This is a genomic window from Microseira sp. BLCC-F43 (genome assembly GCF_041929235.1).
Taxonomy (GTDB): domain Bacteria; phylum Cyanobacteriota; class Cyanobacteriia; order Cyanobacteriales; family Aerosakkonemataceae; genus Microseira.
Genome location: NZ_JBHFNP010000335.1, coordinates 1 through 14,753 on the forward strand (window position 1 = coordinate 1; position 14,753 = coordinate 14,753).

Sequence of the window (14,753 nt, forward strand, 5' to 3'; positions counted from 1 at the left end):
TTCTTCTCCCAGTTGCTGGGGATCTAACTTTAGCGCCAGTAATGTTTCCTCTGGTAGAGATAGGGTAATTTCAGTCATCGTCGTATTAAATGCAAGAGTGTCATACTGCTGAATTTAGTCTAACTGTTACGATCGCATTCAACTGCTGGCACAGGGGGAACAAGCCCTATGACCCATCCTCGTCCTCTTGGCGAACGAGAACTCGCCTTGATTAACCTCTACGCCCATTGCCAACTGGGACTTTCACCCCGACAATGGGATGTCACTTACAAAATTATCGCTGACATCTGTTCTCGCTCACCGGCGACAGTCCGGCGTTGGTTTGGCAGCGATCGCAATTATCGCGCTCCTAGTTCCTGCGACTTGCGTCACTTAGCGCTGATGGACTTTCTTTTGGAACACCGCGAGGAAATTCCAACTGAACTTTTCAATTTACTTTGTCCTCATAGCCGAAGCGAGAAAAGTAGCGGTAAAACAGACCAATACACATAATCCAGTTTTTGTCAATTACCAACGGTTCTACAAATGCAAACTGTCTTCAGATAGGGTGATTTATTGACGCCATAAATCGACCTGTTTTATGAATTGTGTGAGCATCCACTCCCTTAGCAATCTCGCTCCCCCAACTGACACAATCCCATGCTCGATTTTTCCGACATTAGCAATGTAATGTCTATCTACATAATCCGTTGACTGCCTTTTTTATTATCCTCTGTTTCATCGATAATTAGGTTAATTTTTCGACCTTGTAGCACTTGTAAAATTAATGCGAATCTTCCAGTGCCAACTCACTCAAAATATGAATATCTCGCCCGTTTGTTACAATCAAAGCTATTTCTACCCTAACATTACCGAAGTATGCAGATTATTCTAGAAGTACCCGATCTCCTGGGCAAAAAACTGCAACAATTGGGCGATCGCCTCCCGGAAGCCCTCGATCGCGCACTTGGGGAACTCACTGCCGCAGAAACCATCCCCTACCAAGACGAACTCCAGATCGTCGAACTGCTTGCCAGTCAACCCAGCCCAGAAGTTATCCTCGCCATCCGCCCCAGGCCTGCATTGCAAGCCCGGATGAGCGAACTGCTCGATCGCAATAAATCTGGCACTCTGTCCCAATCAGAAGAAGTCGAACTCGATCGATACTTACTCTTAGAACATTGGGTGCGCTTAGCCAAAGCACATGCCTATAAACGCTTGCAGGCAGCAGCATGAGTTACGTATCAATCGCTCTGCGTCAGCTAGTGACCCAACGCGCTAGAGAACAATGCGAGTATTGCCGATTTCCCCAAACGGCTTCACTGTTCGCCTTTGAAATGGAACACATCATTGCCGAAAAACATGATGGTATCACCGCAGCTGAAAACCTAGCGTTATCCTGTCCTTGCTAACCGTTTTAAAGGAACTGACCTCGGTTCAATTGACCCTGAAACACAACAGCTAACCCCCTTTTTTAATCCCCGTCTCCAGAAATGGTCAGACCACTTCCGGCTAGAGGGAGGAACAATCGTCCCACTGACTCCCCAAGGGCGCGTAACCGCTAAAATTCTGCAATTTAACCTCCCAGAACCTATCCTCGAACGCGAGCAACTCATTATGAGCGGAAAATATCCACCACCCCATCCACAAACAACATAATGGCTTTTTTCCCTGGGGTAAACTAAATCTTCTTAAATAGAGCAGAGTAGGGCAACTCTTTTCTGGAAAGGCTGGGTCATTGTTCGGAGAGGTCAACTTGGCTACCATTAAACTGCAACGACACGATGTTTTGCAGTTCTTCTTCAGTCCAGCGCACGCTAGGAGATTTCCATAATTCCATCGCCAAATCGCAGATTTCTGACTCTGTTGGCATGTCTTCCTCAATCAGTTGAATTAGTCTATCAACCGCTATTTGCGTATCGCGAGAAAGGAACAAAAGTCCCTGCCAAGGATGACGGTTTTTGATTTCGATCTGGAGCAACTTCGATAGGGTTGGTCTTTCATAAGGTGGCAAGCAATACCATCCAGTTTCTGGGTCTAAATATTCAGCTGCAATATCTGAAAGCTGATCGGAAGTAAAAGGCCGATTAGTCACAGGATGCGTGACAAACTCAAGGGCGGCAATTCCCATTACCAAATTGTGGGCTACTTTGTGCTTGCCCGATTCGATGTGGCTAATGGTCACGTCAGTGACGTTGCATTCCGGCATTGAACGAGAGCGCGACAGCGCCTGCATTAAGTCTCGGACATATCTTTGGCTCCATCCTCGCTCGTGACGCGCTTTCCTAATTGTCCTTCCTAAAACTTTTAACCCGTTGTCCGTCCAGAATTTCTCCAAAACCCAGATTCTCCCTTGCTACCTCCTCTACTATTTCAGCCAGAAAATTGGCGCTAAACCCCATCCTCCGTAGAAATGGCTTGATGAACGTATTGCCAAGTTAGCTTTGCAAAAATTTGACCTGATTTCAACCTTGCAAAGTTAACTTTGCAAAGCTACTATGACTTTCATCAGTTACAACTGACCCGCTTTGAGATTGCTCAAAATTTCGTGCTGTGAGGTAGTTGGCTGCTCTACTCGCACAGCACAATCATCAAGCTTAGTAAAATGACTTCGCACAATTTTATTCCACCAATTTGGGTTACATGTCCTGATGAAGGATTGAGGATAAGAATCGCCATCGAATCCGAATTGTCGGGAACGATTACCGATGAAGAGCAACTCCAAACCCTTAGTCGATTCCAAAGATTTGGCAATAAACCTCTATTGGACTTTACTTAAGTTCAGTACACACTTGAGGTGAACTTGGAGACATTCAATATTTACCGTTTATGTGGCAGGAAAAACTTCTAACTTCACTTCTGTTCCCCCAATCTCTGACCAGAGTTTCTGTTTAAAACCTTTGAGTGCGGAACGAGTATCAGTCAAAATTGACAAGATCTCCGGCAAATCTTGATCAGTTGTGGCTATTTTTTGCTCTCCAGCAGCAGATAGCTCTTGTGCCTGCCGCAGGGTTTCCAGAGATTTTTCTATATCTTGCTGGTAAGCAGTTTCAATTTGTTGTTCTATCTTGGCGGCAATATTGTTATAAACAGATTGAATCTGTTGGGTTAAAGAAGATGCCAATTCTGGTAGCGCGTTTTTCAGTTTTTCTTGGAAACTATTTGTCTGGCTTGCTCCTTGCGACATTCTTGCTTGCCCAATCAGTAGGTCGGAAATCAACTCAAATGGACTGTAATGCAAGACCATCTGTAAAGTATCAAAATTTGTCCAAGCTAAGTCCCCAAAAGTCACTTTTGCAACTTTGGTGTCAGACAATCTGAGGTCAATTAAGGAATGAAAATCTTCAGAAATTGCAGTTATGGTTTGTTCTGCACTTTTAACAATTGCAGCTCGATGGGCATCTAGACACAAACTAATAGCTTTACGCAGGGAATTGGTGAGAAAAAAGTGATAATGACGCCGGATGTCATTCATTTGATAGTTGGGGATAGTTGCGATCGCTTCTTTTTGCAACCGGATGATAAACTCAGTCATCCACTGACAGGCTTGTTCGGAGAACTGGGCGATCGCATCTTGCATGATTTGTTTGTGTTGTTTAATTTTTGTTACCAATTCTGAAGATTCGTTTTCACATTGAGCGACTGCTTGGCTGAGACGCAATTTGTCTGTTTGCATGGCTTGGCGTAGCAAACTTATCTGAGATTCCAATCCTTGCAATATCCGCTCCATTTGGGCTGTAGCGCGGTTAAGATGAATTAAATCCCGATTCAGTAAAATTGATTCTTGCAAGCAATCCCGAAATATTTGGAAATCTGCTTCTAATACTTGTGCGCGTTCTGGATTCGGTCGCCCTAAAGATTGGATGCGGCAAAATTCATCCAACGCACTGACGCCAAATACTCGCGCATTGGGGAACAGACGGGTAATCTTGGTTGTAATCGTATCTAGCAGCCTTTGAGCGTCTGCATCGCTCCGAGCCATATCCATCATGTTCACAACAAAGAACAATTTGGGAAAGTCCTGCGGTAAAATTGCTAGTTGCAGGAAAGCTCGCTCAGACATCGACAAAGGCGAAAGTGCCGAAATCACAAAAATAACAGCATCAGCTTGGGACAAATAAGCATGGACTTGGCTATCAAACTGTTTGAAAATATCACCAGTTCCGGGAGTATCAACTAAACGCATTCCCTGCAACCATTCTACAGGAGCGTCAATACTCAGATGGCTGACTTTTTGCGGTAGCTTGTCTAAAATCGGCAGGAGTCTTTCTGCACTTAAATCCTCTGGTTCTAGAGAAATCCGACCCCCATCTGCCAAACAAGCTTGTATTTTTAACTCCCGTCCGTACTGAATTTGATTTATACTTACAGTCTCTGGCGTTACGTTTGTCGTGACAATTTGCGTTCCTAACAGGGCATTGATTAAAGTTGATTTACCCCGTTTGAAATCGCCAACCACCACTAGGGAAAATTCCCCCGCTAGTCGGTCACGAATCTGGTTTTCCTGAGTGCCAAGTTGCTTGAATAAATTTTTACCGAGTACGCGCCGTACTTTTTCGATATCCATTGCTGTGGAAAAATCCTGAAAGATTTCCAAAAACTCTTGGCGGAGTGCGGCGAAATCGTAGCGGATTTTATTGGTCATAGTTTCCATAGCTTCAATTCATTTGAGATTTATACCCTTGTGACAGTACGCGGATAAACTGTTCGCACAATTCATCCGTTTCTCGTTTGCTGCGTAGCAAGGTTGGAGGTTGTAGTTCGGAACGCCAACCATAGAAAATGTCGCAATCAGCAAACAGACGCACTGCTTCAATGCGTTTGGGAGTAATTGGGTGACTTTCGGTGAGTTCTAGTAGCCGAACAGGTGTAGATTGGACGCTACGAATTTGTTTGAGATATTCCTCAATGTTAATCCCCTTGAGACGACTCACTCCACCAGTAGCAAGTTTAGCCAGCGCCATTTGAGCAGCAGTGAGATCCCCACAGCAAATCAAACCAGCGCGATCGCAAGTGACTTCCGCACACCGACTCCAACTCATAAAGAACAGCATGATACTTCCTTGCAGAAGCATCTTCATCGCTTCCCCTCCTGGAACCGAGTGCAAAATAATACCCGCCAAAGGGTTTGTAATTAGTTCTACCGCAGTATTGTAAACGCCATGCAAATTGTGGATGTGTCCGCATTCATGACCGATGACGAATTTCAGTTCTGGTGCTTCCATTAATTCTACCAGTGCGCTGGAAAGAACAATCATTGGGGAGACATCATCAGTTGCATAGGTGTAACCATTAATTCTTGGTGAGTATTTGACAAAAATTTGGGGGACACCGATACCCAGTCTGTGAGCGCAATCTTCACCAATTTCATAAATTTCTGGATATTGCTGCGATCCAACAGCAACTCCTTCCATTTGATAGATTTGTTTTTGGATTGGAACTAACATCGACACTAGAGATTGTGCGAGCGCTCGCACTGGTCCCATTATTGCTAACTGCTGGCGCAATTTTTGGTCGAGGGCAAAGGCATAATCAGGAATACCCCCTACTAAGTGAGAAGATAATTCTCCCTCTCGCGATGCTAAGTAATGACCAAAATCTAGGTCAATGGCGGTAGTTGGATTGGTTAAGGATAAATTTTGCATAGCTGATATCTCCATTGACAAGACTATTCAGCATAGAAAACATGACTACTAACAATAACTGCTAGGAAATGGGGTCTTTCCCTAGACCCCATTTACCATTAGACTTATACTGCTAGGGCTTCATCCTGGGACTCATTCTGGACTATATCCATTTCCACATTTACTTGCTGAATCAGTTGCTGAGATAATCGTTGAGCAGTGCTTAAAATTTGCTTCGTATCCTCTTGCATCTGCTTTAGTTCTTGGAGTTGGTTTTCGCTGAGAACGATATCCCGCTCCCGTTTTGCACGGAGATTGGTGAGTGTACTTTGGGTATTTTCTAATAGTGTTTCTACTTCCTGATGCACTTTTTGTTTCAAAGCGTCAAAGGTTTCGTATATTTGTTGATTCACTTTTTGATCGATACGGCTCTCTCTTAGTTGCTTTTCAATCTCCTCAAGAGCTTTTTTGCTGTAATTTTCCTTAAAGTGTTCTACTCGCTCTCCGCCGAAGACTGCCTGAGTTAGCCAACCTCCGGTGAAGTAGGACAAAATACTGGCGGCAATTACAACGGGAAAAGTAATGGGCAATCCGATAAGCCCAGCAATTGCACCAGCAGCAAAAAGCGTACCAATGCTACCCGCCGTACCCACAGCTACACCTTTCAATCCTCCTTCTTGGTATCCTGACCAAATACCACCAAATCCTGTGTATATTGCCAGAGCAGCAGCTAGTCCCCCCGTGATTGCATTTCTTTCTGTTTGGGTATCTGCATCAATGGAAAGGAACTGCATGTCGATATGTTGGAGAGCCTGATCGACAGATTTAGCAAAATTTTGGAGTCGATATACCTCTTTCACCAGTCCATGCTCAATTTCACCCTGAATTTGCTCTGATAGCTTTTGGGCAGCTTTTTGCACAGCATTAGAAACCTTGCGACCGAGCTTTTCGAGCAGAGCCTTTTTGTTGCTCAGTTCAGAGGGTTGGATTTCTGTGGATGTAATTACCGAATTAGCTGCCAGCTTCAGTTCCTCTTCCAACCTTTCAACTAAAGGCAATACACGGTGCTTGACTTCTTCAGCCGCAGCATCAATTAGTTTCATCTCTTGAGCTTTTTTGCTCCGCAGGTCGTTAATTTCAGCAACCGATTTGTTATACGCTGCCTCAAACTGCTTTTGATTCATTGCTAGTCCATTTTCCTGAAGGCTAATGGCTTTGAGAATTTCGGTAGCTGAGGCGATCGCCCGATTTATTGGAACTTGCAAGATAGTCGCTCCCCGTTCCTGGGTAAGGAATTGCTCTAGAGCCACCTCAAATTCACGAAAGCGGCTCTTGGTCAGCAGAGCATTATCATGATTACACTTGGCTTGCAGTGCTTGGTAAGCAGAAATCCCAAACACCTTGGGTGTACCAATCTTTTTCTTATAGACCTCATACTCTGGAGAATTCTCACCATATTTCTCCTTAGCTCTTTCCATGACGTGCTCTTGGATGCGGTCTCGGATATAGCTCACCGACTTTTCAGCCTCTTCTGGAGTGTTGCAACGGTCAATTGCATTCACCACAAAAATTACCCGACCTAGGTCGCTAGTGATTAATTTATCTACTAGAAACTGACGTTCAGTCTCGGCGAAAGGTGCTAGAGGCATAATGAGCATGATTGCCGCATCAACTTCAGGTAAAACGGAAAATGTTACCTGATCCATAACGGATTCATCATTTAATCCAGGTGTGTCGATGATATCTACATTTTTCTCACAATAATGAACCGGATAGTAAACTACTGCTTCTTTCACATTGGTAGCTGTTTTCTTTGCCTCTACTGTCAGCTTTGTAACGTAATCTTTCAATTTGTCAATAGCTACTTCTTCTTCTCGACCGTCCTTAAAGATGACCTTCACTAATGGTGCAATAGCGTAGGTCACACGGTTAACAGTTGCAGTTGTGGGGTTAATATCAGATGGCAAAATATCTTGTCCTAATAGAGCATTAATGAAAGTACTCTTGCCCCTTTTAAATTCACCAACAACAGCTACCTTAAAGGAATGATTTTCAACTCGTCCTAGTACCTCATCAAGTAGTGAAACGTTTTCTAGTTTCAGTTTTATGTAAAATCCTTTCAATTTTTTTAGATCGCCCACTAAAGCTGTTAGAGTTTTGTTGAAATCAATGATTCCACCTGTGACTTGGTTGTTTTGATTGGTTTCAGTAGTCATGATTCATACCTCTGCAATTGTTAGGTGAATGAGTTACTCAAATAGGTTTTGAGCATTTGCCAATAGGGAAAGAGCTTAACCGATTTATACAGTGAGAGCTTCAGCCAAGTTCACTTGCTGAATAAGTAGCTGCGAAAGCCTTTGGGCATTGTTGAAAATCTGCTGGGTAGCATCTCGCATCTCGTTTAATTCTTGATGTTGATGCTCGGTCATAACTTCCTCCCGCTCCCGTTTAACCTGCAAATCAGTCAATGTTTCTTGCGTATGCTCTAACAGCAACTCTACTTCCTGATGCACTTTTTGCTTCAAAGCATCAAAGGTTTCAGATATTTGTTGATTTACTCTTTCCTCAAGGCGATTATCCCTCAGTTGCTTTTCGATCTCATTTAGAGCAGCTTCTTCGTAATTCCCCTTAAAGTTCTTCACCTGCTCCTCACCAAACATCGCTTTAGCTAACTTACCTCCCGTGAAGAATGACAAAACGCTAATAGCAATTACAACAGGAAAAGTAATGGGCAATCCGATAAGTGCAGCAATTAGCCCAGCCGCGAAAGCTGTGCCAAGGCTACCCACCGCACCGACAGCAGCACCTTTAATTCCTGCTTCTTTGTATCCCGACCAAATTCCACCAAATCCTGTATAAACTGCTAAGACAGCAGCGATACTTTCTATAGCAGCATTTCCTTGAGGTTGGCTAGCTGCATCAATAGAAAGAAACTGCATTTCAATGTGTTGGAGGACTTGATCCACAGACTTCGCAAATTCCTGAAGTCGATGTACTTCTTTTACCAGTCCATGCTCTATTTCAGCCTGAATTTGCTCTGACAGTTTTTGGGCAGCTTTTTGCACAGCATCAGAAACCTTACGACCGAGCCTTTCGCTAAGAGCCTTCTTATCATCAAGATCGTCAGGTTTGATATATGTAGATGTAATCACCTGACTAGCAGCTTGCTTTAGCTCGTATTCCAAACGATTGGCTAAAGGCTTTACGCGCTGCTTGACCTCTTTAGCCGCAGCATCGATTCGCTTCATTTCTTCAGCGTTTTTATGTCGCAAGTCTTGAATATCCGCCAGCGATTTGTGATAGGCTGCCTCAAACTCCTCTTGCTTCATTGCTAGAGCATTTTCCCGCAGGTTTATGGTTTTGAGAATTTCATTAGCTGAGGCGATTGTCCGATTTACAGGGACTTGCAAGGCAATTGCTCCTCGTTCTTGGGTGAGGAATTTCTCTAAAACAGCTTCAAATTCATCAAAGCGGCTTTGAGTTAGCAAAGCATGATTATCAGTACGTTTGGCTTGTAAGGCTTGGTAAGCAGAAAGACCAAAAACTCTTGGTGTCCCTATCTTTTTCAAATAAACTTGATACTCAGGAGAATTTTCACCATATTGTTCCTTAGCTCGCTTCATCACAAGGTCTTGAATCTGTTCTCGAATATGCTCAATTGCTTTCTCTCCATCTTTATAATTATGGCAACGGTCAATTCCCGTCACTACAAAAATTATTCGACTCAGATCATTTGTTAGTAATTTAGTTTCTAGGAACTTCCGTTCAGTATCGGCAAAAGGAGATTCAGCCATCAGAACCATGATTGCTGCATCAACATGAGGCAAAACGGAAAGAGTTACCTCATCCATATGGGCTTCATCATTTAACCCAGGAGTGTCGATAATGTCCACATTATTCTGACAATAATGAAGTGGGTAATAGACCAATGCTTCTTTAATGTTTGCGGCTGTTTCTGCTGATTCTGGTGTCAATTTTGTGATGTAATTTTTCAATTTATCAATGGCTATATCTTTCTCTCTTCCATCCTTAAATATTACTTTTGCTATCGGTGTAATCCCATAGGTGACGCGGTTGAGAGTAGCTGTGGTAGGCACGATATCCGCTGGTAGAATATCTATTCCCAACAGAGCGTTAATGAATGTACTTTTGCCTCGGTTAAACTCGCCAACAACTGCCACAGAAAAAGACTTATTAGCAACACGCTCTAGCACATCATCAATTAAGCGAACTGAATTTTCCAGCTTCAGCTTTTGAGAAAACTCTCGCAGTCGCTTTATATCTGTCACTAAAGCCATTAGATTTTTCTGATAAATTCCGAACGCCCCAGGGGATTGACAATTTTTGTTCGCTGCTGACTTCATTCTTAGATACCTCCGGAGAAAATAATCACATAATGAAAATAAATACAACTATTGTTAAGACAAGTTTGATGGTTTGGGTTTTCAAAGCTTGAGAGGTTATACGTCGTCCATAAAATAGTCAAGGTTTCGTTCTTCTTCCGAAACGTTGGGTTGTCGATCTTAGTTTTGGTTGGTTCAACTGGTGTTGTCAATTTTTGATGTTTAATTTTTTCCCTCTAATTTTAAAAATAGATGTGAGTAACTTGTGAATTCGATGTCAAATTTCGGTCGCTTGAGTTGCCAATTTTTTTCTTAATGTCTGGCTAATTTGTCTCAATTTATTGGGATAAATTTCAAGTTTTTGAGTCTCTGCATTAACCAAAGCTTTTTCCATGTATTTAGTTATTTTTTCTAGTTTCAGCATCATATACACTATATGTTTAGAAACATTTTGCAATTGGGAAATGCCGATCTTATCCAGCTTTATCCCTACAATTGGAAAAGTTGTCAGCCGGGGGAAAATCATATCTAAAACTCTATTCACTGATCTGATATGACTAAGGGTGAATGACTCAATAACATTAAAAGTTTTTGTTAATTCAATAGCAGTCTCCTGAGCTAAATCAATGGATGCCTGATTTTTTTGAATCAGTTGAGATATCTCTTTTAAACTTTTGAACTTAGCGTAGATAAAAAAGCCTAAACAGGAGATAACTAACGAAATACCAATGCCAAACAACCAATCATTGACAAAGTGTCCAACCAGTGTGATGACAACGCCAGCGCACATGAACACAAAACTTAGGCTACCGACACGATAGATATCCGTTAATGAATTAGCTAGACAGTCAGAAAACCTTTTGAAACTCAAGCTTGAGTTCATAAATATGCCTCCCTGTGCAAATGGGAAGTTGTAACAAATTACTGTTTCACAATCTGTACCCAAAAAGAACTAGGTAAGTGGTAGACTGGCGGTTGCCAATACAGAACTAGAAAACATCGCTCACGTAGCGAAGCTTCGGCTTCTCTAACCTGGATGACTTTATCTTTAAATTACAAGCAAAATTTGAAGTTCTTGTGAGGATATTGATACTGTTGGCAAACTTAACAATCGTCAATCTCTTCCGGGTGGTGAGATGAGGCAACTACTGACGTTGAAGTACTCAATGGCACAGACAAACCCCGAAGTGCTATCGTATGTTTGCTCACAGAAATCTCCTAATCATACGATAATCTTTCAATTAGCTAAACGTCAATGTCCGGTTGTATACGGCGTTGTGTAAGTCTTATGGATCAGTTGTGTCATCAAAAGCAGCCTTTACGATATTTAGGCGAAATTATAGAAAAAGCAATGCGCCAGCATGGTGCTGATGGTAAACCTTTGAGCGTTAGAGAATTTACTGAATTGGTGAATCGGCATTGGGGAGATCGGTACGCCAAGAAAAGTTCGATCAATCGGTTGAAAAATGCCGGTCGAGCCGATCGAAAAGATACCAGCAAACAAATCGATCGCCATTTGCTCACCCAGATTGCTCCGTTTACCCCTTATACGGCAGAAGAACTGTGGGCGATGGCTAACCAAAGGGCTACATCCTACGCGCAAAATGATGCAGAATCTCAAAGTGCTATAAAATCTCTTTGTACAGAAAAAGAGAGCCAGGGGAAAGACATGCCTACCCTGATTGAAATGGTTGGAACTCAGGTGCAAGCAAAAGGTCGCACAGAATTTCTGCGAATTTCCAGACTCACGGAGGCAGAACTAGACAGCTTGCTCATTGGTAAACCCATTCATCAAAGTTTGGCTTACTTTTTAGCGCCCGTACTTTCGTTAAGCGTTGATCGCGTTCTCGATCTGATTGTAGAAGCCAATGAAATCCTTGTGCGCGATCGCAATAAATCCCCCGACGATCAGCCGCCGGAGGAACCAAGTAAAATGGTAACCATAATTAAGTTATTGGGCTGGCTCAAAGTCGTGAGTTACCATCATTCTGGCCCACTCTCCTTGTACCTGAATTGCCTCTATATCAGCAGTCCAAATACCATACTGGTTTTCTCGCCAGCCCGTATAACGACGATTTTGCAGCAGGCTTGAAGTTCGCAATTCGTCCAAAATTTCTTGTAGCTGCATCGGAATGTAATCAGAAGGCAAGTCAGGGCGCATTTCTTCTGGGCGTAGCCAGTAGGGGTAGTAACTGAAACCTAATCATTAGACATTATTACCCATTATTAGACACTTTGGTGAACCAATTATCAGTCTGTACGGTTTCCTTTACTTAGATCGCGGTCTATACTTGGTTAGATGCAATCTTGGCCCATGCGGTAACAACACGAGTTGTAATCATGGATTAAAAAATTACCATGTTACTGGGATTTAAAACCGAACTCAAAATTAACAACTCTCAACGCACTCACTTCGTCAAACATTGTGGAGTAGCGCGTCACGCTTGGAATTGGGGTTTGTTTATCACCAAAAACATTCTGGACTACAACAAAAGCAATCCCGATAGCCAACTCAAATTTCCCACTGCCATTGACCTGCATAAGTTGTTGGTGAAGTTGGTCAAACCCGAATGTCCTTGGTATTATGAATGTTCCAAATCAACCCCACAACAAGCACTGATGGCGCTGCGCGAGTCGTGGCAGCACTGTTTTAACAAAACTGCTGGCGTCCCTAAATTTAAAAAGAAAGGCAAGTCGGATTCGTTTACATTAGAAGGCACAGTTAAAATACTGGGAAGCCACCTCATTCAAGTACCTGTAATTGGAGTGCTGAAGACTTACGAACGACTGCCACAAGCTCAACCCAAATCAGTAACAATTAGTCGAATAGCTGATAGATGGTTTATCAGTTTTCGGCACGAGGTAGAAGGCTGTGAGACTGCCAACACAAGCATTGTCGGCGTTGAACTCGGGATCAAAAACCTGGCGACTCTCAGCACGGTTGAAGTAATAGCGGGGGCTAAATCTTATCGCAAATACTGCCAAAGATTAGCCCGCATACAATATCTGAAAGGCCATAAAGTTCGAGGTTATAGAAACTGGAAAAAAGCTCAAATTAAGATAGCAAGACTGCATCGCCAGATTGCCAACATCCGCAAAGATACGTTGCACAAACTTACTACAATACTTGCCAAAAACCACGGCATAGTTGTGATAGAAGACTTGAACGTATCTGGGATGATGGCTAATCATAAGTTGGCGGCATCTATTGCTGACATGGGTTTGTTTGAGTTTCGTAGACAGTTGACCTACAAATGTCAATTGTACGGTGCTAGGCTGGTGGTAGTTGACCGATGGTTCCCCAGTTCCAAACTTTGCTCGAATTGCGGTGCTAAAAAAGAAACACTTTTGTTAAAAGAAAGAGTGTTTGAATGTCACAGTTGCGGTCACACTCAAGACAGAGATTTGAACGCCGCGATTAATTTGCAAAAAACCGTCAGTTAGACGGGGTTAGTCTGTGGACTGGTGAGTGCCGACACTACCAGGGTGAAGCAGGAAGTAAGTATCAAAGTCCAGATCTGTACATATCTGGGTAGCTTTGGGTAAGTCTTATGTAACGGTTTGAGATTGCGGTGGCGTACCTTCTGAGGCTCAACCCCCAGCATAGAAAGCAGCGCCCGGTTGAAGTAGAGATTGGTGTGCGTTTCTAGGGATACCAAGGATATGGGTTTCGTATCGCTGGTATAAATGCGCTCTAAAATTCTCAGCGTTGCCGTATCATCCTGTACGCTTGATAGTTGACCATTCTTCATCGTAGATGAACCCCTTTGATAACGACTTTGTTTTGCGGTTAGCAGTTTTTCCACGGCAGCAGATTCGACATCGCTGCCATTTTGGGTTCTGATCCTGATGAAACCGATCGGTTTTACTTATGGTCAGATGGTTATCGCAAGGGTTGATGTTGGTTGCACGCAGATGGAATCTGCCTTTAGTTTCGCTACGCACCGTTGCTACAATGCCAGCAGTTGCGATGTGTAGGCATTCCGATGCTCGGACTTGTGACGTAATTGCTCGGTTTTCGTTCCCGTGCTTTGCATCTCACATGTTGAAGCAGGATACAACAGCAGGCGCTTCGCGTACCCACCAACAGCTTTCGAGTGCAATGAAATGAGACAACAGAGCCAATTACCCAGTGTTCTGGTTCGGGTTCTCGTATCTATTTGAGTATTATTAAATGCTCCTGCTGGACTGACAACCTAGCTCTCGCTTAGTGGTCAGCCCACCCATGCAAAATATTCTGGCGGCAAGGGAATAAGTATGGGCGATCGCTTCCTAAAATTCAGCAGCACCAACATGAGATAAGTCACCCATATAGTGTTTTTCGATAATGCTGGCGCTGTTGCCAACCCAACGAGCGATTGTGGTACTATTCTTTCCTGCTGCTACCTGCTGAGTAATAAATGTGTGACGTGTTTGGTATTGTGGGCGATAGTGGCTAATCTTGCCTTCTTTAGCTAACTTTGTCACAATCCCATCAACCTGCTTTTCATGACGCTTACAACCCTTCCAAACATCAGCATTGAATGTGTGTGCGTTGATGAGTTTCCCAGTTAAGGAAGTAAAAACCGGAGATTCTGGGTCGCAATTTTCAGGTTTGATACTCTTGAGTAGTGCCACTAACTTAGGAAGTGAAAACAAAGGAAACTTGCGAGATTTTTTCGTTTTAGTACCTTTCCTGATCCCCTGAGACGATATATTCACAACAGCCTCAGTGAATGTAATTGTTCTGAAATCAGGTGAAATGTGTTTCCACTTCAAACCAACTGCTTCAGAAGTTCTAGCGCCAGTCCAAAATAGAAATTTCACA

14 protein-coding genes are annotated in these 14,753 nt (G+C 43.1%); 6 read left to right on the forward strand and 8 right to left on the reverse strand.

The annotated features are described in order from the left end of the window. Positions 1-168: 168 nt before the first annotated feature. The 3 genes from ACE1CM_RS44285 (at position 169) to ACE1CM_RS44295 (ending at position 1,391) form a co-directional block, all read left to right on the forward strand. Entirely contained in the window at positions 169-492 is a 324-nt protein-coding gene (locus tag ACE1CM_RS44285; protein WP_374885826.1) for a helix-turn-helix domain-containing protein, read from the forward strand. A 366-nt stretch (positions 493-858) separates the two neighbouring features. Further along, positions 859-1,215 (forward strand): hypothetical protein, encoded by a 357-nt coding sequence (locus ACE1CM_RS44290; RefSeq protein WP_374885828.1) that lies wholly within the window; start codon positions 859-861, stop codon positions 1,213-1,215. After that, a complete protein-coding gene (locus ACE1CM_RS44295) occupies positions 1,212-1,391 on the forward strand; it encodes an HNH endonuclease (RefSeq protein ID WP_374885830.1) in 180 nt (59 codons plus the stop codon). The genes ACE1CM_RS44290 and ACE1CM_RS44295 overlap by 4 nt, the downstream gene beginning before the upstream one ends. A 323-nt stretch (positions 1,392-1,714) precedes the next feature. Here the strand turns inward: ACE1CM_RS44295 and ACE1CM_RS44300 are convergent, their stop codons facing one another. Then, the gene (locus ACE1CM_RS44300) at positions 1,715-2,317 is read right to left on the reverse strand and encodes a helix-turn-helix transcriptional regulator (RefSeq protein ID WP_374885832.1); all 603 of its coding nucleotides are present in this window, start codon (positions 2,315-2,317) and stop codon (positions 1,715-1,717) included. A gap of 267 nt (positions 2,318-2,584) precedes the next feature. Between ACE1CM_RS44300 and ACE1CM_RS44305 the strand changes: the two genes are divergently transcribed. Beyond that, positions 2,585-2,758 carry a hypothetical protein gene (locus ACE1CM_RS44305; protein WP_374885834.1) on the forward strand — a complete coding sequence of 58 codons (174 nt, stop codon included), beginning with the start codon at positions 2,585-2,587 and terminating at the stop codon, positions 2,756-2,758. Between the two features lie 48 nt (positions 2,759-2,806). Here the strand turns inward: ACE1CM_RS44305 and ACE1CM_RS44310 are convergent, their stop codons facing one another. From ACE1CM_RS44310 to ACE1CM_RS44330, 5 genes are all read right to left on the reverse strand, one after another. Beyond that, complete coding sequence (locus tag ACE1CM_RS44310; protein ID WP_374885836.1) at positions 2,807-4,633, reverse strand: dynamin family protein; 1,827 nt, start codon at positions 4,631-4,633, stop codon at positions 2,807-2,809. A gap of 4 nt (positions 4,634-4,637) precedes the next feature. Beyond that, on the reverse strand, positions 4,638-5,624 hold the full coding sequence (locus ACE1CM_RS44315; RefSeq protein WP_374885838.1) for a M48 family metallopeptidase: 987 nt from the start codon (positions 5,622-5,624) through the stop codon (positions 4,638-4,640). A gap of 104 nt (positions 5,625-5,728) precedes the next feature. Further along, a complete protein-coding gene (locus tag ACE1CM_RS44320; RefSeq protein WP_374885840.1) occupies positions 5,729-7,819 on the reverse strand; it encodes a dynamin family protein in 2,091 nt (696 codons plus the stop codon). Positions 7,820-7,903: 84 nt separating this feature from the next. Then, a complete protein-coding gene (locus ACE1CM_RS44325) occupies positions 7,904-9,967 on the reverse strand; it encodes a dynamin family protein (protein WP_374885842.1) in 2,064 nt (687 codons plus the stop codon). Between the two features lie 256 nt (positions 9,968-10,223). Then, the gene (locus tag ACE1CM_RS44330) at positions 10,224-10,829 is read right to left on the reverse strand and encodes a hypothetical protein (RefSeq protein ID WP_374885844.1); all 606 of its coding nucleotides are present in this window, start codon (positions 10,827-10,829) and stop codon (positions 10,224-10,226) included. A 405-nt stretch (positions 10,830-11,234) separates the two neighbouring features. On the opposite strand from ACE1CM_RS44330, the gene ACE1CM_RS44335 reads away from it, so the two are divergent. Together ACE1CM_RS44335 and ACE1CM_RS44340 are read left to right on the forward strand one after the other, a co-directional pair. Continuing rightward, positions 11,235-12,038, forward strand: coding sequence for a hypothetical protein (locus ACE1CM_RS44335; RefSeq protein ID WP_374885846.1), 804 nt, complete (start codon positions 11,235-11,237; stop codon positions 12,036-12,038). Between the two features lie 266 nt (positions 12,039-12,304). Continuing rightward, positions 12,305-13,390: an RNA-guided endonuclease InsQ/TnpB family protein gene (locus tag ACE1CM_RS44340; protein WP_374885847.1), complete on the forward strand. Its 1,086-nt coding sequence runs from the start codon at positions 12,305-12,307 to the stop codon at positions 13,388-13,390. Here the strand turns inward: ACE1CM_RS44340 and ACE1CM_RS44345 are convergent. Together ACE1CM_RS44345 and ACE1CM_RS44350 are read right to left on the reverse strand one after the other, a co-directional pair. After that, positions 13,387-13,698, reverse strand: a complete 312-nt coding sequence (locus ACE1CM_RS44345) for a hypothetical protein (protein WP_374885849.1) — start codon at positions 13,696-13,698, stop codon at positions 13,387-13,389. The genes ACE1CM_RS44340 and ACE1CM_RS44345 overlap by 4 nt on opposite strands. A gap of 520 nt (positions 13,699-14,218) precedes the next feature. Then, positions 14,219-14,753 (reverse strand): tyrosine-type recombinase/integrase (locus tag ACE1CM_RS44350; RefSeq protein ID WP_374885851.1); only part of this gene is annotated, 535 nt, incomplete at its 5' end.

Coding starts and splice junctions, on each gene's coding strand:
- ACE1CM_RS44285 (WP_374885826.1), top strand. CDS start 169: ATGACCCATCCTCGTCCTCTTGGCGAACGAGAACTCGCCTTGATTAAC.
- ACE1CM_RS44290 (WP_374885828.1), top strand. CDS start 859: ATGCAGATTATTCTAGAAGTACCCGATCTCCTGGGCAAAAAACTGCAA.
- ACE1CM_RS44295 (WP_374885830.1), top strand. CDS start 1,212: ATGAGTTACGTATCAATCGCTCTGCGTCAGCTAGTGACCCAACGCGCT.
- ACE1CM_RS44305 (WP_374885834.1), top strand. CDS start 2,585: ATGACTTCGCACAATTTTATTCCACCAATTTGGGTTACATGTCCTGAT.
- ACE1CM_RS44310 (WP_374885836.1), bottom strand. CDS start 4,633: ATGGAAACTATGACCAATAAAATCCGCTACGATTTCGCCGCACTCCGC.
- ACE1CM_RS44315 (WP_374885838.1), bottom strand. CDS start 5,624: ATGCAAAATTTATCCTTAACCAATCCAACTACCGCCATTGACCTAGAT.
- ACE1CM_RS44320 (WP_374885840.1), bottom strand. CDS start 7,819: ATGACTACTGAAACCAATCAAAACAACCAAGTCACAGGTGGAATCATT.
- ACE1CM_RS44325 (WP_374885842.1), bottom strand. CDS start 9,967: ATGAAGTCAGCAGCGAACAAAAATTGTCAATCCCCTGGGGCGTTCGGA.
- ACE1CM_RS44330 (WP_374885844.1), bottom strand. CDS start 10,829: ATGAACTCAAGCTTGAGTTTCAAAAGGTTTTCTGACTGTCTAGCTAAT.
- ACE1CM_RS44335 (WP_374885846.1), top strand. CDS start 11,235: ATGGATCAGTTGTGTCATCAAAAGCAGCCTTTACGATATTTAGGCGAA.
- ACE1CM_RS44340 (WP_374885847.1), top strand. CDS start 12,305: ATGTTACTGGGATTTAAAACCGAACTCAAAATTAACAACTCTCAACGC.
- ACE1CM_RS44345 (WP_374885849.1), bottom strand. CDS start 13,698: ATGAAGAATGGTCAACTATCAAGCGTACAGGATGATACGGCAACGCTG.